Here is an 18,964-nt window from a genome sequence, read left to right on the forward strand (position 1 = left end):
CCGCCGTCCGCACCTTGGCCGACCGGCCCGAGCCGGGTCGGCCGATCGGCCGATGCGCGGGTGATCAGCACTGGCCGTCTGCCCGAAGTGGACACAGGTGGTTCACCGCGAAGCTCTTCCCCGAAGCGGAACACAAGTGACTGACTAGGGAGAATCACGGTGGTAGATCCACAGTGGACAGGGCAGCCGGTGCTTTCGGGCCGCGGGCTGGTGAAGCGGTACGGCACACAGCACGCGCTGGCCGGGATCGACATCGACATCCAGGCGGGTGACGCGGTCGCCATCGTCGGGCCCTCCGGCTCGGGCAAGACCTCCCTGCTGCACGTGCTCGCCGGGATCCTCCGCGCCGACTCCGGGCAGATCTTCCTGGCGGGCCAGCGCGTCGACCAGCTCAACGAGCGCAAGCGCAGCGAACTGCGGCGCACCGAGTTCGGTTTCGTGTTCCAGTCCGGGATGCTCGTCGCCGAACTGAGCGCCGAGGAGAACGTCGCGCTGCCGTCGCTGCTGGGTGGCAAGGGCCGCAAGGAATCCATCGAAGCCGGCCGCGAATGGCTGGCGAAGCTCGGCCTCGCGGGCAAGGAGAAGCGCCGCCCCGGCGAGCTGTCCGGCGGTGAGGCGCAACGCGTCGCGATCGCCCGCGCGCTGACGCACCGGCCGAAGGTGATCTTCGCCGACGAGCCGACCGGCGCGCTCGACACCCGCACCGGCCGCGCCACCATGGACGCGCTGCTCGCCGCGGCCGCCGACAGCGGTGCCGCGGTGATCGTGGTGACCCACGACCGCGAGCTCGCCGAAGCCATGCCGCGCACCGTCTCCATCCGGGACGGCCTGATCGCGACGAGGCTGGCCGCCTGATGAACAGCTTCCAGCTGGCCATGCGGGTGCTCCGGGTCGACCGCCGGACCCGCACTTCGGCCATCCTCACCGCGGTCGGGGTCGCCGTCGCGACCAGTCTGGTGCTCCTGCTCGCCTCACTTCCCGGTGCCACGCAGGCCCGTTCGCAACGGGCGATCTGGCAGGACATCGGCAGCTACTACTCCCAATCCGGGGAGAGCCAGCGTCCGGCGCCGCTGCTGATGGCGGCGAACAAGGACTTCTCGGGCGACCGCGAGATCATCCGCGTCGACATCGCCCTGACCGGCACCTCACCGATGCTCAGCCTTCCGCCCGGCATCCCGAGGTTGCCCGGCCCGGGCGAGTCGATCGTCTCCCCCGAACTCGGGAAACTGATCCAGTCCGCGCCGCAGGCACAGCTCGGTGACCGGTTCGGCAAACTCGTCGACGCGCTCGGCCCCGAATCCCTGATGTACCCGGAGCAGCTGGTCGCCGTCGTCGGCCACACCCCGGAGTCGATGCCGCAGACGGCGCTCGCTGCGGACGGCTTCCCCAACAAGCAGGCGAAGCCCGACCCGCTGCTCGAACTGCTCGCCTGGGTCGGCGTGATCGTCCTGCTCGTGCCGAGCCTCGTGCTCGTCGCGTCTTCGGCCAGGCTCACCGCTGCCCGGCGTGAGCTGCGGATGGCCGCGCTCCGGCTGGCCGGGGCCACTCCGGGCCAGGTGACGAAGATCGTCGCCGCCGAGACGGCCTTGTCCGCCACCGTCGGCGCGCTGCTCGGCATCCTCGTGGCGCCCGCGCTGCAAGGGCTCTCGACGTTCGTCCCGTGGGGCGGCGGAACCTGGCTCGCGTCGGACTTCAGCCTGTCGATCGGCTCGACCATCGCGGTCGCCGTGGCGATCCCGCTGCTGGTCGTCCTCGCCGGGGTCCTCGGCATCCGCCGCGTGCTGAAGACGCCGCTGTTCGCGGCCTCGGCACACGCTCGCAAACCGCTGCACTGGTGGCGGCTTCTCGCGGTCCCCGTGGCCGGTGCCTTCTTCCTCTTCGCGGTCACCCAGGACAACGCCAGCCTGCCGATGGTGATGCTCGGCCTGTTCCTGCTGGTCGGCTCGGCCGCGATCGTCGGACCGTGGGTCACCTCGGCGGTCGGCGGCACGTTCGTCCGGATCTGGCGCAAACCGGCGTCGCTGCTGGCCGGACGCAGGCTCCGCGACGACCCGAAGAGCGCCTACCGCGCCACCGCGGGTGTCGTGCTCGCCGTCTTCACCGGCTCGATGGCGCTCACCCTGCTGCCCTCGTTCGAGTCGATGGCGGGCGGGGGCCGGACCTTCAAGGACAACGTCCTCTACGCCCAGGCCGACGCGAGCCAGGCGAAGCAGGTCGCCGACCAGACCAACGCGTCCCTGGCCCGCTACGGCGTCACCGAGAAGGCCGTCTCGGTCGGGCAGGTCTACCTGTCCACCGGCGAACCGGGCACCCGCTCGCAGAATTTGAACCGGGCCTTCGTGATGACCTGCGAGGACGCCTCGAAACTCCTGCGGGTGAACCTCGGCGGCTCCTGCCAGCCTGGGCCCGCGATCTACAGCAGGTACGCCATCAACCCGGCGGAGTACCGCGTGCTGGCGGAGTACGACAAGGCCGGTCCGCAGCTGGATCCGAAGGCTCCGGTGCACCTCTTCCCGCAGGGTGACGAGGACACGTCCAGCACGATCGTCATCGACCCGGCACTGGTGCCCGCGGGTGTCACGCCGGAGCGCTTCGACGTGATCGTGCCGACGACCCCGGAGAACGCCGAGGTCGTGCGGACCGCGCTGGTCGGCGCGGCCCCCGGCCAGGAGGTCGGCAGCCGCGGCCTGCACCTGATCGGCCAGCAGCAGGAGCTCGGCGACCTGCGCCGGGTCACCGTGATCGGCCTGATCGCCGCCGGCGTGCTCGCCGGCTGCAGCGCGGCCGTGGCGACCGCGGGTTCGGTGATGGACCGCCGCCGCACCTTCGGGGCGCTCATCGCGGCCGGGACACCGGTCCGGGTGCTGGCGAGGGCGCTGCGGATGGAAGCGGCCCTGCCCGCGATGGTGGCCACCATCGGCGCGGGGGTGGTCGGGATCGGGGTCGGCATGGGGCTCTACAGCCTGGTCGAGAAGGAAGGTGTCGTGCTGAGCCCCTGGCTGCTGGCGCCCGTGGTGCTGGGAATCGGGGTGGCGTTGCTCGGGGCGTCGGTCTCGACCCCGGCGCTCAAGCGGGTGCAGTCGGAGCCCCTGGCCGACGAGTAGGAAAAAGATTCGCCCGAATGGCGTCATGGCGCCTGGGCGGGCAGGTCTCGTGGGTGGAGTCGGTGGTGATCCACCCACGGGCCGGGTGCCCGGTCGTCTCTCTGTCGGGGGAGGGACGAACGGGCACCGGGGACGCGCAGGGGGCGTTCCAAGGCGCGGGGGTGTGAAGAAAGGGCCGGTCAGGGACGTGGGGACGTCCTGACCGGCCCTTTCCGTGCGCGCTAGACCCGCTCGAAGATCAGGTCGTGCGAGATCCGGCCCTCGACGTCGGCGCGGTTCTCGAATTTCGTGATCGGCCGCCACTCCGGACGCGGCGCCCAGCCGCCGGGCTCGTCCGCGTGACGGTTGCGCAGGAGCGGCTCGGCCGAGCAGACCTCCATCATCTGCTCGGCGTAGTTCTCCCAGTCGGTCGCCATGTGGAAGGTCCCGCCCGGCGCGAGCCGCGAAGCGACCAGAGCGACGAACTCGGGCTGCACGATCCGCCGCTTGTGGTGCCGCTTCTTCGGCCACGGGTCCGGGAAGAACAGCCGGACGCCGGACAGCGAGCCCGGCTCCACGTGCGAGGTCAGCAGCACGACGGCGTCACCGTGCATCAGCCGCAGGTTCTTCACCCCGAGCTTCTCGGCGCGCAGCATCAGCTGGCCGAGCCCCGGGTCGTACACCTCGACCGCGACATAGTTGAGTTCCGGCGCGGCGGCGGCGAGCTGGGACGTGGTCTCGCCCATACCCGAACCGATCTCCACCATCACCGGCGCCCGCCTGCCGAACCAGTCGTCGAAGTCCACCGGTCCTTCGGGCAGTTCGCCGACGGTGCGGCCGAGCGACGGCCAGAGTTCGGTCCAGGCTCGCTGCTGCCCGACGGTCATCCGGCCGCCGCGTTTGACATAGCTGACCACGCTGCGCATCCGTGGCTGGTCCTCGTTTTCCACCAGCCCATTAAACGCGGCGGTTACCGGACGGCTTCGAACTCCCCCAGCCGCGAGCGCAGCCCCGCGAATCCGCCGACCGCGATCGGCGACGGTGTCGTACCGGAATGCGCGGGCAGGACGTCGATCCAGCCGTCGTGGCGGCTGGTGTTCAGCACCGTGGTCGGGATCGAATGCCCGGACGCGCCGCGTTCGGAAGGCATGAACTCCCAGTAACCGGATTCTCCGTCCGCGGCCCACGGAACGAATTCCCAGCCGGGTCGCCTGCCGAGCAGGCCGGCGATGCGATCTTCGATGCGGAAACCGAGCTCCCGCGATTCGAGCCGTCCTTCCACGATGGCGCGAAGCCACCAAGGCGCGGGAATTTCGCCGTGCATTCCGCTCGACGCGCGGTACAACGCGACGACGAGATCTTCGGGGGCGCGATGCACCCAGGCGCGGCGGATATCCGACGGCCGGGTCGCGGACGCCACCGTGCGGGGCAGTTCGATCGCCTGTGACCATTCGAGGTCGAGCATGGGCTCGAGGCGGGGCTGCATACTTTCCGTGCGGGCTTGCGGGATCATGCGTTCTACTCCCTGACCGGAATCCACCGTCAAGGATCACCTCCGGGGCCGAGAGCCGAAAAATAGGCTCATCCCGAGCATCGCCCGGTCAGGAACAGTATGTCCGCTCCCTGTGAGAGAAGCCACAGGCTCTTAACGTGGACTTAACTCCTTTGGCCGCGGTAAAAGCTCACGCATCCCTTCGATGGGTGATCATCAGCCCGGCCGCATAAACAATCACGCAGATGCCGCCGAAATAAGCCAAATAGCCCCACGGTCCCAACGGTGGTTCGAGTTTCAGCATCGAAACCGTCAGATCCGGTCCCGAAAACTGATTCGCCGCGAAGAACGGCATCCACTGGTAGATGTCGTCGCCGACTTTCGGGATCAGCACGACGAGTCCCTCGAGCACCTGCGTCCAGGCCAGCGCGAACCCGAGCGCGAACGCGGGGCTGCGGAACAGCAGCCCGAGGCCCACCCCGAGCAGACCGGTCAGGAAGAAGGTCAGGCCCTGGCCCGCCACCGCGCGCCAGTCGGCGCCCGAAGCCAGGCCCAGGTCGGCGGCCGGTTTGATCAGATACGCGACGGCCCACGAGCCGAAACCCACCAGCAGCCCGATCAGCCCCGAGAACACCCCGACGACGGCGCCCTTCGCCAGCAAGGCGGGCACGCGCGAGGGCACCGCCTGGAAGGTGAGCTTCATCGTGCCCCAGTTGAACTCCGTCGCCGCCGCGAGGATCGCGAGCACCAGCACCACGGTGCGGCCGAGTGCGCTGGCGACCTGTGTCGAGTTCACGCCTGTCTGGCCCTCCAGCGGCACGAAGCCGAAGAAGAGCGCGGTGTAGGCGAGCGCGACCACGACCGCGATGGCCGCGCACCACCAGGGTGCGCGGGTGCTCAGCAGTTTGATCCGCTCCGCGCGGAGCATGTTCGCCGCGGTCATCCGACGACCTCCGGTACCTGGCCGGCGCCGTACTCGACGGCTTCGGCGGTGAGTTGCATGTATGCCTGTTCGAGCGAGCCGGCGAGCGGCTTCAGCTCGTGGAGGGTCGCCCCCGCGGCGAACGCGAGCTCGCCGATGGTGTCGCTGTCCATTTCGGACACGACGAGCGCGCCGTCCTCCTCGCGGAATTCGGCGCCCTTCTCGGTCAGTGCCGTCCGCAGCTCGGGCAGATGCGGGCTGCGGACCCGCACGCCGAGGCCCTTCGCGCGGCCGACGAAGTCTTCCATCGTGCCCTGGTAGATCAGCTTCCCCCGCCCGATCACGACGAGGTCCTGCGCGGTCTGCGCCATCTCCGGCAGCAGGTGGCTGGACACGAACACGGTGCGCCCCTCGGCGGCGAGCGCGTGCATCAGCTTCCTGATCCAGACGATGCCCTCGGGGTCGAGCCCGTTCACCGGCTCGTCGAACAGCAGCACCCGGGGGTCGCCCAGCAGCGCGGTGGCGATCCCGAGCCGCTGCGACATCCCGAGCGAGAACTGCCCGGCCCGTTTGCGGGCGACCGGCTCCAGCCCGACGAGCCGGAGCACCTCGTCGACGCGCTTGTCCGGGAGGCCGTTGGTCGCGGCGACCCACCGGAGGTGTTCGCGCGCGGTGCGGCCGGGATGCCGCCAGGTGGCGTCGATCATGCCGCCGACCGTCCGAAGTGGATCATGCAGCTCGCGATAGGCGTGGCCGTCGATCGTCACCGTGCCAGACGTCGGGTTGTCGAGCCCGAGCATCATCCGCATGGTGGTGGATTTCCCCGCCCCGTTGGGGCCGAGGAAGCCGGTCACCCGGCCCGCTTCGGCGGTGAAGGAAAGATCGTCGACGGCGAGCTTGTCGCCGTAGCGTTTCGTGAGTCCGGTGGCTTCGATCATCAGCCCTCCCTCCAGGTGGATTCCGACATTACGCGGGAAAGGACCGGGCTGCCCCCCGATAAGGCGGCCCGGTCCTTGTTCCCCTTTTTCTCCCCGGCCGGACGTCTCGCTCCCCCGAGTGAGGCGTCCGGCTTTCTCCCCTGTGGAAGTTCCTTACGCGTCGCGCTTGTCCGCGACGACCAGCGAGATGACCAGCAGCACCAGCGCGAAACCGGCGAAGTAGGCCAGCGAGCCGGCTTGGCTCAGCGGCGCGTTCGCCGCGGCGGGACCCGAACCGGTGAGGAACCGGTCGGCGACGTGGAACGGCATCCAGTCGTAGATGTCCTTGCCGATCTTCGGGATGAGCTGGATCAGGTTCTCGACCGCGAGGGTGTAGATCAGCAGCAGCGAGATGGCGCCGGCGCTCTGCCGGATCAGGATGCCGACGGCGACCGCGATCACCGAGGCGAGGGCGAACACGAGGCCGACCCCGGCGACGCTGATCCACTCCGCGGTGGTGTTCAGCGTGAGGTCCTCCGGCCGCATGATCGTGGCGAGGGCCCAGGCACCGAACGCGGCGATCTCGCCGATCACGAGCGAGAGCGTCGCGACGACGCCGGTCTTCGCGAGCAGCGCGGCGCGGCGGTTCGGCACGGCCTGGAAGGTGGTGCGGATGGTGCCGAAGCGGTATTCGGTGGTCACCGAAAGCGCGGCGAGCACCATGACCACGGTCATCCCGAAGACGTAGCCGAACTGGGACATGCCGACGTCGGTGAACTCACCCGACGGCGCGGCCCCGGCGAAGATGGCGGCGAAGCCGATCACGACCGCGAGGGTGATCAGCGCGCACCACCAGGGTGAGCGGGTGGTGAACAGCTTGATGCGTTCCACGGCGAGCAGAGTCATGGCTTTTCTTTCCTCGAAGAAGAGTGGCGGCTACTGGGCGGCGGAGACCACTTCGGCGGCTTCTGCTTCGAGACCCGTGTGGTACTCGACCGAATCGCCGGTGATCTGCATGAAGGCCTGCTCCAGGGAGCCGGTCTGCGGGCTGAGCTCGTGCAACACGATCTGGTTGGCCGCGGCGATCTCGCCGATCTTTTCACTGTCCAAACCGGACACCACGAGCGCTCGGTCGGCGTCGGTGACCTGAGCGCTCGCCTGCGTCAGCGCGGCGCGCAGCGCGGGCAGCTGCGGCGACCGGACCTTGACCGTGTTCTCGGCGGCCCGCGCCACGAAGTCCTCTGTGGAGGACTGGGAGATCAGCTTCCCCTTGCCGATCACGACCAGGTGGCTCGCGGTCAGCGCCATCTCCGAAAGCAGGTGCGAGGAAACGAATACCGTGCGGCCTTCGTCGGCCAGCCGGTGCATGAACTTCCGGATCCAGAGGATGCCTTCGGGGTCGAGGCCGTTGACGGGCTCGTCGAAGAGCAGGACCTCCGGGTCGCCCAGCAGGGCCGCCGCGATCCCCAGCCGCTGCGACATACCGAGGGAGAATCCGCCGGCGCGCTTCCCGGCGACGCTGGTGAGCCCGACGATCTCGAGCACCTCGTCGACCCGGCTCTCCGCGATCTTGTTGGACTTCGCCATCCACCGCAGATGCGCCCGCGCCGACCGGTTGGGGTGCACCCACTTGGCGTCCAGCAGCGCGCCGACGGTCCGCAGCGGGTCCTTCAGCTCGCGGTAGAGCTTGCCGCCGATGCGCACCTGGCCCGAGGTCGGGTTGTCCAGGCCGAGGATCATCCGCATGGTCGTCGACTTGCCCGCCCCGTTGGGGCCGAGGAACCCGGTGACCTCACCCGCCGCGACGGAGAAGGACAGGTCGTTCACCGCCAGTGTCTTGCCGTACCGCTTGGTGAGGCCCGCTGCCTCGATCATGTCTGCTCCCCTCGGCGACTGCGAGAACAATCGTCGTCCATGTGGGTGGCCGAGCGCGTCATCCTGAGGTGCCAACCTGATACCCGACCTGAGACGTAGCTTGCCGTCTTCCGGCGGCGTACGCGATCGGTGATACCCCTGAGAGTGACCCTGATTCGCCAGGGTTAATGAACCGTGGTTCAATAATGACATGGCGAGGCCCCGAAGCATCACCGACGAACGGCTGCTGGCCGCGGCGGGAACCGTGATCGGCATGGTCGGCCCGGGTTTCACGCTGGCCCAGGTGGCGGCCGAGGCGGGTGTCGCGGTCGGCACCGTGGCCCAGCGGTTCGGCTCGAAGAACGGTCTCCTGCTGGCGGTGAGCCGGTCGAACACGCGGTCCGTCGTGGGACGGATGCGGGAATGCGGCGAGCTGGCCGATCCGGTGGAAGCGCTGCGGGCGGCGGTCGTCGTGGTCTACGAGGGCCTCGGCGACGCGGAGACCGCGGCGAACCATCTCGGGCAGCTGGGGGTGGACATCGGCGATCCGGAGCTGCGCGCCCTGCTCGGCGAGCATTTCACCGCCGTGGAAGCGGAACTGCGAAGGCTGATGCGCGTCGCGACGCGTGACCTGCCGGGCGCGCCGGGTGTCGTCCGCGCCGCGCGAGTGTTGCTGGGGGTGGCGAACGGGGCCGCGCTGGACTGGTCGATCCGGCCGAAGGGCCGGATCACCGAACGGATGGGGCAAGACGTGGACGCGGTGCTCACCGCGTGGAAGGGAGTGTCCTGAATGGATCGGAAAGTGGCCGTGGTCGCGGGGGCGACGCGAGGATGTGGCCGGGCGATCGCGGTGGAACTGGGCAGGCTCGGCTGGACGGTGTTCGTCACCGGCCGTACGACCCGGGACCACCAGTCGCCGATGAAGCGGTCGGAGACGATCGAAGACACCGCGGAACTCGTCGACGCGGCGGGCGGCTGGGGGATCCCGGTCCGGACCGATTTCACCAAGGTGTCCGATGTGGACGCCCTGCGGGCGCGGATCGAGTCCGAAGTGGACGGACGGCTCGACCTGCTGGTCGACGACGTCTGGGGCGGCGACCAGTACGCGGACTTCGAGGGGGCGTACTGGAACTCCAGCCTCGACGACGCGCTCACGCTGGTGCACAACGCGATCGACACGCATCTGATCGCGCTGCACCGTCTGCTCCCGCTCGTCGTGCGGCAGGAAGGCGGCCTCGTTCTCGAGGTCACCGACGGCGACCACGACGAATACGTCGGCGCGGGGATCCCGTACTTCCTCGCGAAATGCGGGATCCGCGCGATCGGCCGGGCGCTCGGCGCCGAACTGAAGAAGTACGGCTGCGTCGGCATGACCGTCACGCCGGGCTTCTTGCGCTCGGAAGCGATGCTCGACCACTTCGGGGTCACCGAAGAGACGTGGCGGGACGCGGTCGGCAAGTCCGCGCCGGTCGATTTCGCCATCTCGGAGACCCCGTCGCTGCTCGGGCGTGGTGTCGCGAAGCTGGCGACCGACCCGGAGGTCTCGCGGTTCGCGGGCAAGACGCTCGCGTCGTGGACGCTCATGAACGAATACGGCCTGACCGACGTCGACGGCTCACGTCCCGACTTCGGCAAGTGGATGGCCGAAGTCCGGGACGCGGGCAAGGACGCGGAGACGGCGGATCACTCGCTGTACCGCTGAGACACCGGCCCAGAGCCTCGTGAGTGGCGAGGACGGTTAGAACCGTCCTCGCCACTCACGAGGCGTGCTGCGACCTCCGCCGGCCGGGGAGCTACTTCTTCCCGGCCAGCACGTCCAGGTAGTGCTGGTTGAACATGACGCCGAGGACGTTGCCGAACGGGTCGACGACGGCCGCGGTCACGAAACCCGGCCCGCGTTCGATGATCGGCTCGTACTCCTTCGCGCCCTTCTCCAGCAGCTGCGCGAAGGCGTCCTCGACGTTGTCGACGGCCCAGTTCGCGATGGCCCCGCCGGGTCCGGGCTGGGCCAGCGGCGGCCGGAAATCCCGCGGACCAGGCCGAACTCGTGCTGGTAGTCGCCGATCCGGAACTCGGCGTACGCCGGCGTCCCGTCGGGACCGTTGCGGACGAAGTACGGCTCGATCCCGAAGAGGCCGGAGTACCACTCGATCGCGGCGGCCATGTCGTCGGCGTAGAACGTGGTGGTGGTGAGACCTCGCAGCATTTCCTTCTCCTCAGGTAGTGGCTCTGAAGACAAGGATCCGCCGCAAAGTGCTCACCGAATGACCACTTTTCCGAAGAGGGTCTCGTGAGTGGCAAAGACGGTTAGAACCGTCCTTGCCACTCACGAGGCTCAGGTGACCCCGGGACGCGCCAGCCCGGTCTCGTAGGCGAGCACCACGGCCTGCACCCGGTCACGCAGATCCAGCTTCGACAGGATCCGCCCGACGTGCGTCTTCACCGTCGCCTCGGACAGGAACAGCGTCTCGGCGATCTCCAGGTTCGAGAGGCCCTTCGCGATCAGCACGAGCACCTCCCGCTCCCGTTCGGTGAGCACGTCCAGCTCGGCCGCGTCGCGCATCGGCTTCCCGCCGCCGCCGACGAACCGGTCGAGCAGCCGCCGGGTCACCGACGGCGAGACCACGGCGTCGCCCGAAGCGACCGCCCGCAGCGCCGAGACCAGGTGATCCGGCTGCGTGTCCTTCAGCAGGAAGCCGCTGGCCCCGCCCTGCAACGCCGAGTAGACGTACTCGTCCAGGTCGAACGTCGTCATCACGAGCACCCGGGCGGTCCCGGCCTCGACGATCCGCTTCGTCGCCTCGACACCGTCCAGCACCGGCATCCGGACGTCCATCAGCACGACGTCCGGCCGCAGTTCCTCCGCGAGGCGGATGGCCTGCGCGCCGTCGCCGGCCTCGCCGACGACATCGATGTCGGCCTGCGCGCCCAGGACCATCCGGAACCCGACGCGCATCAATTCCTGGTCGTCGACGACCACCACCCGTATCACGTCGCCAACCTAACCGGGAGCCTCGCGTGCACCTGCCACCCTCCACCGGGAGCGGGGCCGACCTCCAGCGTGCCGCCGAAGACGTTCGCCCGTTCCCTCATTCCGATCAATCCGTTCCCACCGGGGACGGTGAGCTTGCGGGGCGGCGCGGGGTGCGCCGCCGTCTTCGCCGCCGCGGGCACCAGCTGTTTCGCACGGCCGGCGCCGTCGTCGGTGACCTTGACGTCGATCACGTCGGCCTCGCGGCGCACCACCACCTCGGCCTGTGCGCCCTGACCGGCGTGTTTCAGCGTGTTCGTGAGCGATTCCTGCACGATCCGGTACACGCCGAGGGAGACACCGGCGGGCAGCCCGGCCAGCGCGTCCGGCCCGATCGCCAGCGTCACCGGCACTCCCGCCTGGCGGATCCGGTCCGCGAGGTCGGTCAGCGCGCTGGCGTCCGGCTGCGGCACGCGCGGCTCGTCGTCACCGTCGCTGCGGAGCACGTCCAGCAGTCGCCGCAGCTCGGCGAGCGCGCCGCGGCCGGTCTCCGAAATCGTCTGCAAGGCCCGTTTCGCCATTTCGGGGTTCCCGTCGACCGCGTAGGACGCGCCGTCGGCCTGCACGACCATCACGCTCACCGCGTGCGCGACGACGTCGTGCAGCTCACGCGCGATACGTCCGCGTTCCTCGCCGACGGCGATCCTGGTCGCCTGGTCCCGTTCCGTCTCAAGTAGATGCAACCTGGCTTCCACCTCCTCGTGATAGGCGCGCCTCGCGCCGGCGAACTCGCCGAGCGTCCAGCACAGTGCGCTGGAGAAGACGCCGATGATCGCCAGGACCCACACGTCCTCCGGCGGGTCGGCCCACAGCTGGATCCCCGAAGTGACCAGCGTCGCCACCAGATACAGCAGCCCCTGTTTGCGCCCGACGTAGACCAGCACCGAGTAGATGCTGATCATCACCGCGAACGCGCTGGCGGCGCCCAGCTCCAGCGCGCCGTGCGGGATGCCGATCAGCAGCACCAGATACGCCGACCACAGCGTCGCCTTCCGCCGGAAGACCAGCGGGGCGACCATCGCCATGTCCAGCGGCACCGTCACGTACCAGGGCGGCATCGGGACTTCCGGGGTTTCGGTCGCCGCCACGTAGATCAGCAGGTCGGTCAGCAGCAGGAAGACGGCGATGAGACTGTCCCCCGCCATGGGGTGGGCACGCATCCAGAGGCTCAACCGTCGCACCTGGTAACACTATGTCGGCCGGTGCCGCTCGCGCGTCGGTCGCCGGTACCACCTTCGGTGCGACCCGAGGATGAGCGGCATGGCACGATTCCCCTCGGCGTGCTCGACGAACTGGGAGGGGTGGGCGCCGTGACCTCAGCGACGGAGCAGGGCCGTCTGGCCGGCCCGCTGTCGATGTCGGTGGCGAATCTCTGTCATCGCCTCCAGCCCCAGGTGTCCGCGCGGACCGCGGCGGGTTTCGCCGAAGTGCTGCGCAGGCTGGGCGGACCGCTGCAGGTCGCCGTCGCGGGCCGGATCAAATCGGGGAAGTCCACCCTGGTCAACGCCCTGATCGGCCGCCGGGTCGCGCCGACCGACGTCGGCGAGTGCACCCGGCTGGTCACCCGGTTCCAGTACGGCACGGTCGACCGTGTCGAGATCGTCTTCAACGACGGCCGCAAGCAGGTGCTGCCGTTTTCCGCCGACGGGATGATCCCGGCCGAGCTGGGCATCGACATCGACCAGGTCTCGCATATCGAGGCGTACCTCACCAACGCGGTCCTGCAGGGCATGACCGTCATCGACACCCCGGGCCTCGGCTCGCTCGACGCCGCTTCGGTGTCGCGGACCGAGGAGCTGCTGGGCGCGGCCAAGCACCGCAAGCCCGACGATGACGAAGAGGAGGAAGAAGGCTCCGACGAGCTGGACGACACCTCCCGCAACGCCGTCGCGGGCGCCGAGGCCGTGCTCTACGTGGTCACGCAGGGCGTGCGCGCCGACGATCAGCAGGCGCTCGCCGCGTTCACCGCCGCGACCGCGAGCCGTGAGGCGGGGCCGGTCAACGCGATCGCGGTGCTCAACAAGGCGGACACCATCGCGCCGGAGTCGGTCGAAGGCTCGGGCGGCGACGTGTGGAAGGCCGCGACTCTGCTGTCGGAGAAGCAGGCCGCGACGCTGAAGCCTCGTGTCGCGGACGTGCTGCCGGTGATCGGGCTGATCGCGGAGTCGGCCGAGTCCGGCGGGTTCACCTCCCCCGACGCCGAGGCGCTGCGCCAGCTGGCCGAGATGGACGACGACATCCTCGAGACCATGCTGATCTCGGCGGACATCTTCACCAGCTGGGAATGCGACGTCGCGGCGGGCACCCGGCTGCGGCTGCTGGAGAAACTGGACCTCTTCGGCGTCCGGTACGCCGTCGAGGCGATCCGCAAGGAGCCCGAGATCACCGCGGGCTCGCTGCGGCGGAAGCTGCTCGACGCCTCCGGGCTCGAAGCCGTCCGTCAGCGGCTGAGCATCGTCTTCGCCGCCCGCGCCGACGGCATCAAGGCCGCCGCCGCCCTGGCATCGGTCACCGCGCTGGCCCACGCGTCCGGCGACCCGGCAGAGCGGCAGCGCGTCCACGACGCGATCGAGGTCCTGCTCGCCAAGCCCGAGGCGCATCAGCTGCGGCTGCTCGAAGCGCTCACACTGGTCGCGTCGGGCGCGGTCGACATGCCCGAGGACCTGTCCGAGGAGGTCCTGCGGGTCGGCAGCAATGCCGACATCGGCGCCCAGCTCGGAAAGCCAGGCGCTCCCCGTGCCGATCTCGCCGCCCACGCCCTGGAGCGCGCCGGCTGGTGGCGCTCCTTCGCGTCCTTCGGCGCCACCCCCGCCCAGAGCCGCGTCGCGCACGTCGTGCACCGGGCGTACTTCCTCATCTGGCAGCAGATCCGCGAGTGACCTCCCGCGGGAGCTGAAGGACGCTTTCCCCGCATGCGACGCGGTGAAAGCGTCCTTCGCCGCGTCGCATGCGGTGAAGGGCCCCTTCAGCCCCTCGGATTGATAAACCGAGCGCTCGGTCTAATAATGGGCGCATGGAAACGATCGTCGACGAGCCCCAGTGGCTGCGCACGGCCTCTTGGATCGGCTGCCCGCTGGCGGGCGCCGCGCTCGGCTGGTTCCTCCAGTCGATCTCGGGCTGGGTGGCGTCCCTGAGCTGGGTTCCGTTCAAGGGCCCGTTCCAGCTCGTCTCGGACATCCCCCAGCCGTGGGGCACGGTCGTCGGGATCGGCGTCGGCCTGGTCCTCGGGCTGCTCTTCGCCGCGGTCTGGGCGCACGAGCGGCTGATCGTCAAGGTGACGCCGGCCCGCATCACGCTCACCACCAAGGGCCACAGCCGCGCGTACGAAGCCGAGCTGGAGGCCGTCTTCTTCGACGGCAAGGAGCTCGTCCTGCTCGCCGCCGACGGCCGGGAGCTGGCGCGGCAGAAGGGCGACGTCGACCGCAAGGCCGTCGCCAAGGCCTTCCTCGAGTACGGCTATCCGTGGCAAGACGAGCCGCCGGCGGTGAAATGAGGACGGTCGACCCGGCGAAACACGAGGCCAAACGCCGCGCCATCCTCGACGCCGCCGCCGGTTGCTTCGCGATGAAGGGCTTCGAGAAGACCACGACGGCGGAGATCTGCCGCGCGGCGGGGATCAGCACCGGCAGCCTGTTCCACTACTTCCCGAACAAACGCGCGGTGTTCGTCGGCATCTTCGAGCAGGACGCCGACGAGACCACGGCCCTGCTCGCGGCCGCCGAAGAGATCGAGGATCCGGGGGAAGCGATCCTCCAGGTCGTCACCCACATGTCGGAACAGCTTCTGCACCCTGTCATCGCGAAGCTCGTCCTGGAGGTCGCCGCGCAGTGCTCCCGCGACCCCGATCTGGCCAGGCTCATCCAGGGCAACGACCGCGCGCTGCGCGACGGTCTCGTCGGCCTGGTGACGCGGGCGGTGGACGCGGGCCGGATCGATCCCGGTTTCGAGCCGAAGACGGTGGCCAGCTGGCTCGTCGCGATGGTCGACGCGCCGCTTTCCCGCGTGATTCTGGAGCCGGACCTCGATCCGGCGGCGGAACTCGCGGTGATGAAGGAGCTGATCACCAGATTCCTTCGTCCCGTTCCGGCGATTCCGCCCCCGGCGGCCGGGCGGGTGGCCGACACTGGTGAAATCTCCCCGGGCTGATCGGTAGGCCCGGGACATCAGTTACGGGGGTCGAATCGGTGGGTGCCTGGCTGCGCAAGAAGGCGGTCGACGAGGAAAATCCGGACGATGTGCCGACCGGCCAGATCTCGGCGGCGATCATCGCCGAAGCGGACGGCGAGACTTCGCGATCCGAGGGAACCGCGGAGGTCGAAGCCGCGTCGAAGACCGATGTGGAGTCCACGACCACGGGTCCGGCCGACCTCGAACAGGCTCTCGCCGACAGGCAGGCGCTGATCCAGATGTGCCTGTACGCCCTCGATCGCGCTCGCAGCGGCGGCGTCGTCGAGCGGCTCGAACACGGTCTCGCCGCGATCGGTGTCCGTGCCCTTCGGCCGGACGGCGAGCGGTTCGACCCCGCCGTGCACGAGGCGGGCGGCGCGGTCGCGACCGAGGATCCGGCGCTCGAAGGGCTCGTCGCGGAGACCGAGGTCGTCGGGTTCGCCGATCACGACCGGGTGCTGCGCGCGCCGATCGTCATCGTCTACGCGAAGAAGGCACAGTGACCGCTCCGAGCGCGGCGGCCAATCTGCCCGCGGTCGTGAAGAGCACCCGCGAACAGCTGCTCACGGTCGTCCGCGAAGCCGATCCCCAGGCCGCGAAATGGGTCGAGGACATCCGGAAGGCGCGGCCGAAGAAGCCGTCGGTCGTGGTGGTCGGCGAGACCAACCGCGGCAAGAGCTCGCTGGTGAACGCGCTGCTGTCCATGCCGGGACTGTCCCCTGTGGACGCCGACGTCGCCACGGCGACGTATCTCGTCTTCGAACACGCCGAGCAGTGGTCCGCGCAGGCCTGCTATCCGGGCCAGCTGGCGCCGGTGCCGATCAACCTGAACGAACTGATCCACTGGGTCTCGGCCGCGCACGAACTGCCGGAAGGGCAGATCCCGCCGCGGTACGTCGAGGTCTCCGGCCCGGTCCCGCTCCTCGAACGAGTGTCCATTGTGGATACCCCGGGCGTCGGTGGGCTCGATTCGATGCACGGCGAGCTGGCGAAGGAGGCCGCCGCGGGCGCCACCGCGCTGCTGTTCGTCGTCGACTCCTCCTCGCCGTTCACCGCGCAGGAACTGCAATTCCTGCACGACATGGGCGAACGCGTCGAGACCGTGCTGTTCGCGCTGACCAAGACCGACCAGTTCCGCGGCTGGCGCGAGGTGCTCGAAGCCGACCGGCGGCTGCTCGCCGAGCACGCGCCCCGGTTCGCCGACGCGGTGTTCCACCCGGTGTCCGCGCGGATGTTCGAGACGGCGGCCAAGGCCCCGAACGAGCAGATGGCCATGATGCTGCGCGAGAAGGCGGGTATCGCCGCGCTGCAGGGCGCGTTGCAGGAGATGCTGGTCGGCCGTTCGGCGATGCTGGGCGAGGCCAACACCCTGCGCGCGTTGTCGAGCGCGCTCGGCGAACTCAAGGCGAAGCTGCAGGCGGAAAGCCGCGCGCTGTCCGCCGGTGAGGCCGAGGCCGAGCAGCTGCGCCAGCGCCGCGACGATCTGACCACCGAGCGCCGCTCGTCGACCCGCGGCTGGCAGCTGAAACTGCGCGCGGAGATCCAGCGCACTCGCGTCGAGGTCGGGCACGAGACCAGCAGGCAGATGCGCGACGCGTCGACCCATTTCCGGCAGCGGATCGACGGCGCGAAACGCGACGAGCTCGCCGCGCTGCCCCAGCAGGTCGACATCGCGCTGCAGACCACGTCGCAGCGGATCTCGATGCTGCTCTCGCAGCGGCTCAACCAGGTCACCAACGTCGCGCTCGCGGAGCTGTTCTCGGCCGAAGAGCTCGACATCATCCGCGGCCAGTTCGCCAGGGCGGGCGGCCCGCCGGTCGTGCTGCGCCCGCCGGACAAGAAGCCGCCGACGGCCGAAGACAAACTGCTCATCTTCATGGGCGTTTCCGGTGGGCTCGGCGCGGGGAAGGTCGCCGCGCTGCCGCTGGCGGGCGTCGCGATCCTGAACCCGGTGATCCTGCCGGCCACGATCGTCATCGGGCTCGGTGCCGGCTGGTGGATGGCGCGGACCCGCAAACACGCGTCGGACAAGCAGCATATGAAGCAATGGCTGGTCGAGGCGATCGCCGACGCGCGGTCCACGTTGGACCAGCTCGTCGCGGAGCAGCTGATCGAAGCCGAACAGCAGCTTTCGATGGCGCTCGACGAAGCCCTCGGCCGCCGCATCGACGCGATCGAGGCGGAGCTGAAGGAAGTCGACAAGACGATCAAGATGGGCGCGCAGGAACGGGCGAAGAAGATCTCGGTCGTCGCGAAGCGCCTGAAGGACGTCTCGGACGGGCGTGACCGCGCTGAGGCACTGCTCGGTCGCATTCGGTCACTGCGCGATGCCTGACCAGGTGGTCCTGTTGTGGACCGGAACCGAACCGGCTTACGGTGAGTCTTAAGCTTCGACACACCAGCAGGTCAACGAGGGGGTTATCCCATGTGGGTCGACGAGAGCGGCGGCACGGACACCGAGTCGGGCTCCACCGAAGCGGTCACCGTCCACGTTGACGGCGAGGAGTACCAGGCCGAGCTCAACTACGACCTCGACAAGGACGGCGTGAACGACGCCGCCGTCATCCAGCACGAGGACGGCACCGGCCAGGCGTTCGTCGACAGCGACGGCGACGGCGAAGCCGATCAGTACGCCGTGCTCGACGAGAACGGCAAGGTCGTCCAGGAAGCCGTCTACGACGAGGCGTCCGGTTCCTGGGTCGAAGCGGGTGGCAGCGGCAGCGACGACGGTTCCGACGCGGGCACCAGCGGCACCATGCACGCCGACATGCCCAGCGGCGATGTCGAGGTCGGCCCGCCGACCGTCGACACGAACAACGACGGGACCCCGGACACCGCCATCGTCCACACCGAGGACGGCCGCACGATCGCCTTCACCGACAAGGACGGCGACGGCAGCGCCGACATCGCGGTGGAGACCGACGCCTCCGGCAACTCCAAGACCTACGAGCACACCGGCCCCGGCCAGTGGACCGAGGTCGGCAGCGGCCTGGTCAGCAACGACATCGACTCGGCCTTCACAAGCGCTCCGGCGGCCGACGGCAACACGGCAGCCGACCCGCGGGCGACGCCGCGTGGGGTGGCGAGGGCACCGAAACACTCGAAGGAGTGGCGAAGATCGATTCCGCCACCGGTCAGTGGATCAGCCCGAACTAAACCCTGAAATGGCCTGGACCAATACAAGAATGGTTTAGTCCATTTTATAGGTGATAAATGTAATCCTGGTCACAGAGCGACCCGGCACGAGACCTCGTGCCGGGTTTTCTCATGTCCGATTCGCCCGAGGGCTGTGCCATCGATCACCGGAAGAATTTCTGCGTATGGCCCATTCCGGTGATACTGAATCGATTCCCTTATCGTTCTTGTGAGAGAACCGACAGGTCAGCTCTCGGTTACCTGCCGGTCATCCGGCTACTCTCGGGGAATCCCAAAACCTGCACGCCGGTCTTCCCGCCGGTGTGCGAAGCCATTCGGTCGCCGGCATCGAAGCCCGCATCG

17 protein-coding genes and 2 pseudogenes are annotated in these 18,964 nt (G+C 69.1%); 10 read left to right on the top strand and 9 right to left on the bottom strand.

Annotated features, from left to right (window positions below; translation table 11 throughout):
• Nucleotides 1–159: 159 nt before the first annotated feature.
• Nucleotides 160–855 (top strand): ABC transporter ATP-binding protein, encoded by a 696-nt coding sequence (locus MJQ72_RS42415; protein WP_016338261.1) that lies wholly within the window; start codon nt 160–162, stop codon nt 853–855.
• Nucleotides 855–3,104: an FtsX-like permease family protein gene (locus MJQ72_RS42420; RefSeq protein ID WP_240596458.1), complete on the top strand. Its 2,250-nt coding sequence runs from the start codon at nt 855–857 to the stop codon at nt 3,102–3,104. Before MJQ72_RS42415 ends, MJQ72_RS42420 begins: the two co-directional genes overlap by 1 nt.
• Nucleotides 3,105–3,325: 221 nt before the next feature.
• Here the strand turns inward: MJQ72_RS42420 and trmB are convergent, their stop codons facing one another.
• From trmB to MJQ72_RS42450, 6 genes are all read right to left on the bottom strand, one after another.
• The gene (gene trmB, locus MJQ72_RS42425; protein WP_240601565.1) at nt 3,326–4,009 is read right to left on the bottom strand and encodes a tRNA (guanosine(46)-N7)-methyltransferase TrmB; all 684 of its coding nucleotides are present in this window, start codon (nt 4,007–4,009) and stop codon (nt 3,326–3,328) included.
• A 44-nt stretch (nt 4,010–4,053) separates the two neighbouring features.
• Complete coding sequence (locus MJQ72_RS42430) at nt 4,054–4,596, bottom strand: hypothetical protein (protein WP_240596459.1); 543 nt, start codon at nt 4,594–4,596, stop codon at nt 4,054–4,056.
• 169 nt (nt 4,597–4,765) lie between these two features.
• Entirely contained in the window at nt 4,766–5,518 is a 753-nt protein-coding gene (locus MJQ72_RS42435) for an ABC transporter permease (protein ID WP_063274092.1), read from the bottom strand.
• The gene (locus tag MJQ72_RS42440; protein ID WP_240596460.1) at nt 5,515–6,435 is read right to left on the bottom strand and encodes an ABC transporter ATP-binding protein; all 921 of its coding nucleotides are present in this window, start codon (nt 6,433–6,435) and stop codon (nt 5,515–5,517) included. The genes MJQ72_RS42435 and MJQ72_RS42440 overlap by 4 nt, the downstream gene beginning before the upstream one ends.
• Nucleotides 6,436–6,588: 153 nt before the next feature.
• Nucleotides 6,589–7,320, bottom strand: coding sequence for an ABC transporter permease (locus tag MJQ72_RS42445; protein WP_240596462.1), 732 nt, complete (start codon nt 7,318–7,320; stop codon nt 6,589–6,591).
• 30 nt (nt 7,321–7,350) lie between these two features.
• Nucleotides 7,351–8,289, bottom strand: coding sequence for an ABC transporter ATP-binding protein (locus tag MJQ72_RS42450; RefSeq protein WP_240596463.1), 939 nt, complete (start codon nt 8,287–8,289; stop codon nt 7,351–7,353).
• Between the two features lie 190 nt (nt 8,290–8,479).
• Between MJQ72_RS42450 and MJQ72_RS42455 the strand changes: the two genes are divergently transcribed.
• Together MJQ72_RS42455 and MJQ72_RS42460 are read left to right on the top strand one after the other, a co-directional pair.
• On the top strand, nt 8,480–9,058 hold the full coding sequence (locus tag MJQ72_RS42455; RefSeq protein WP_240596464.1) for a TetR/AcrR family transcriptional regulator: 579 nt from the start codon (nt 8,480–8,482) through the stop codon (nt 9,056–9,058).
• Nucleotides 9,059–9,970, top strand: coding sequence for an SDR family NAD(P)-dependent oxidoreductase (locus tag MJQ72_RS42460; protein WP_240596465.1), 912 nt, complete (start codon nt 9,059–9,061; stop codon nt 9,968–9,970).
• A gap of 91 nt (nt 9,971–10,061) precedes the next feature.
• On the opposite strand, the pseudogene MJQ72_RS42465 reads toward MJQ72_RS42460, so the two are convergent.
• The 3 genes and pseudogenes from MJQ72_RS42465 to MJQ72_RS42475 form a co-directional block, all read right to left on the bottom strand.
• Nucleotides 10,062–10,474: pseudogene (locus MJQ72_RS42465) on the bottom strand (VOC family protein).
• Between the two features lie 129 nt (nt 10,475–10,603).
• Entirely contained in the window at nt 10,604–11,260 is a 657-nt protein-coding gene (locus tag MJQ72_RS42470; protein WP_005167029.1) for a response regulator transcription factor, read from the bottom strand.
• The gene (locus tag MJQ72_RS42475) at nt 11,257–12,444 is read right to left on the bottom strand and encodes a sensor histidine kinase (protein WP_240601567.1); all 1,188 of its coding nucleotides are present in this window, start codon (nt 12,442–12,444) and stop codon (nt 11,257–11,259) included. Before MJQ72_RS42475 ends, MJQ72_RS42470 begins: the two co-directional genes overlap by 4 nt.
• A 210-nt stretch (nt 12,445–12,654) precedes the next feature.
• Here MJQ72_RS42475 and MJQ72_RS42480 point away from each other — a divergent pair, with 210 nt between their 5' ends.
• The 6 genes and pseudogenes from MJQ72_RS42480 to MJQ72_RS42505 all read left to right on the top strand — a co-directional run bounded on the left by MJQ72_RS42480 (nt 12,655) and on the right by MJQ72_RS42505 (nt 18,622).
• A complete protein-coding gene (locus MJQ72_RS42480; RefSeq protein ID WP_240601568.1) occupies nt 12,655–14,178 on the top strand; it encodes a dynamin family protein in 1,524 nt (507 codons plus the stop codon).
• 134 nt (nt 14,179–14,312) lie between these two features.
• Nucleotides 14,313–14,792: a hypothetical protein gene (locus MJQ72_RS42485; protein WP_240596466.1), complete on the top strand. Its 480-nt coding sequence runs from the start codon at nt 14,313–14,315 to the stop codon at nt 14,790–14,792.
• A complete protein-coding gene (locus MJQ72_RS42490; RefSeq protein ID WP_240596467.1) occupies nt 14,789–15,445 on the top strand; it encodes a TetR/AcrR family transcriptional regulator in 657 nt (218 codons plus the stop codon). Before MJQ72_RS42485 ends, MJQ72_RS42490 begins: the two co-directional genes overlap by 4 nt.
• A gap of 38 nt (nt 15,446–15,483) precedes the next feature.
• Complete coding sequence (gene grpE, locus MJQ72_RS42495) at nt 15,484–15,969, top strand: nucleotide exchange factor GrpE (protein ID WP_240596469.1); 486 nt, start codon at nt 15,484–15,486, stop codon at nt 15,967–15,969.
• Nucleotides 15,966–17,801: a dynamin family protein gene (locus MJQ72_RS42500; RefSeq protein WP_240596470.1), complete on the top strand. Its 1,836-nt coding sequence runs from the start codon at nt 15,966–15,968 to the stop codon at nt 17,799–17,801. Before grpE ends, MJQ72_RS42500 begins: the two co-directional genes overlap by 4 nt.
• Nucleotides 17,802–17,891: 90 nt before the next feature.
• Nucleotides 17,892–18,622, top strand: a pseudogene (locus MJQ72_RS42505) (hypothetical protein).
• Nucleotides 18,623–18,964 lie beyond the last annotated feature (342 nt).

This window comes from Amycolatopsis sp. EV170708-02-1 (assembly GCF_022479115.1).
Classification (GTDB): Bacteria; Actinomycetota; Actinomycetes; order Mycobacteriales; family Pseudonocardiaceae; genus Amycolatopsis.

What these genes read in the sequence shown, in the direction of transcription:
- MJQ72_RS42480 (WP_240601568.1), top strand. Translation starts at nt 12,655, where the DNA reads ATGTCGGTGGCGAATCTCTGTCATCGCCTCCAGCCCCAGGTGTCCGCG.
- trmB (WP_240601565.1), bottom strand. Translation starts at nt 4,009, where the DNA reads ATGCGCAGCGTGGTCAGCTATGTCAAACGCGGCGGCCGGATGACCGTC.
- MJQ72_RS42420 (WP_240596458.1), top strand. Translation starts at nt 855, where the DNA reads ATGAACAGCTTCCAGCTGGCCATGCGGGTGCTCCGGGTCGACCGCCGG.
- MJQ72_RS42445 (WP_240596462.1), bottom strand. Translation starts at nt 7,320, where the DNA reads ATGACTCTGCTCGCCGTGGAACGCATCAAGCTGTTCACCACCCGCTCA.
- MJQ72_RS42440 (WP_240596460.1), bottom strand. Translation starts at nt 6,435, where the DNA reads ATGATCGAAGCCACCGGACTCACGAAACGCTACGGCGACAAGCTCGCC.
- MJQ72_RS42460 (WP_240596465.1), top strand. Translation starts at nt 9,059, where the DNA reads ATGGATCGGAAAGTGGCCGTGGTCGCGGGGGCGACGCGAGGATGTGGC.
- MJQ72_RS42430 (WP_240596459.1), bottom strand. Translation starts at nt 4,596, where the DNA reads ATGATCCCGCAAGCCCGCACGGAAAGTATGCAGCCCCGCCTCGAGCCC.
- MJQ72_RS42490 (WP_240596467.1), top strand. Translation starts at nt 14,789, where the DNA reads ATGAGGACGGTCGACCCGGCGAAACACGAGGCCAAACGCCGCGCCATC.
- MJQ72_RS42435 (WP_063274092.1), bottom strand. Translation starts at nt 5,518, where the DNA reads ATGACCGCGGCGAACATGCTCCGCGCGGAGCGGATCAAACTGCTGAGC.
- MJQ72_RS42485 (WP_240596466.1), top strand. Translation starts at nt 14,313, where the DNA reads ATGGAAACGATCGTCGACGAGCCCCAGTGGCTGCGCACGGCCTCTTGG.
- MJQ72_RS42455 (WP_240596464.1), top strand. Translation starts at nt 8,480, where the DNA reads ATGGCGAGGCCCCGAAGCATCACCGACGAACGGCTGCTGGCCGCGGCG.
- MJQ72_RS42475 (WP_240601567.1), bottom strand. Translation starts at nt 12,444, where the DNA reads ATGGCGGGGGACAGTCTCATCGCCGTCTTCCTGCTGCTGACCGACCTG.
- MJQ72_RS42450 (WP_240596463.1), bottom strand. Translation starts at nt 8,289, where the DNA reads ATGATCGAGGCAGCGGGCCTCACCAAGCGGTACGGCAAGACACTGGCG.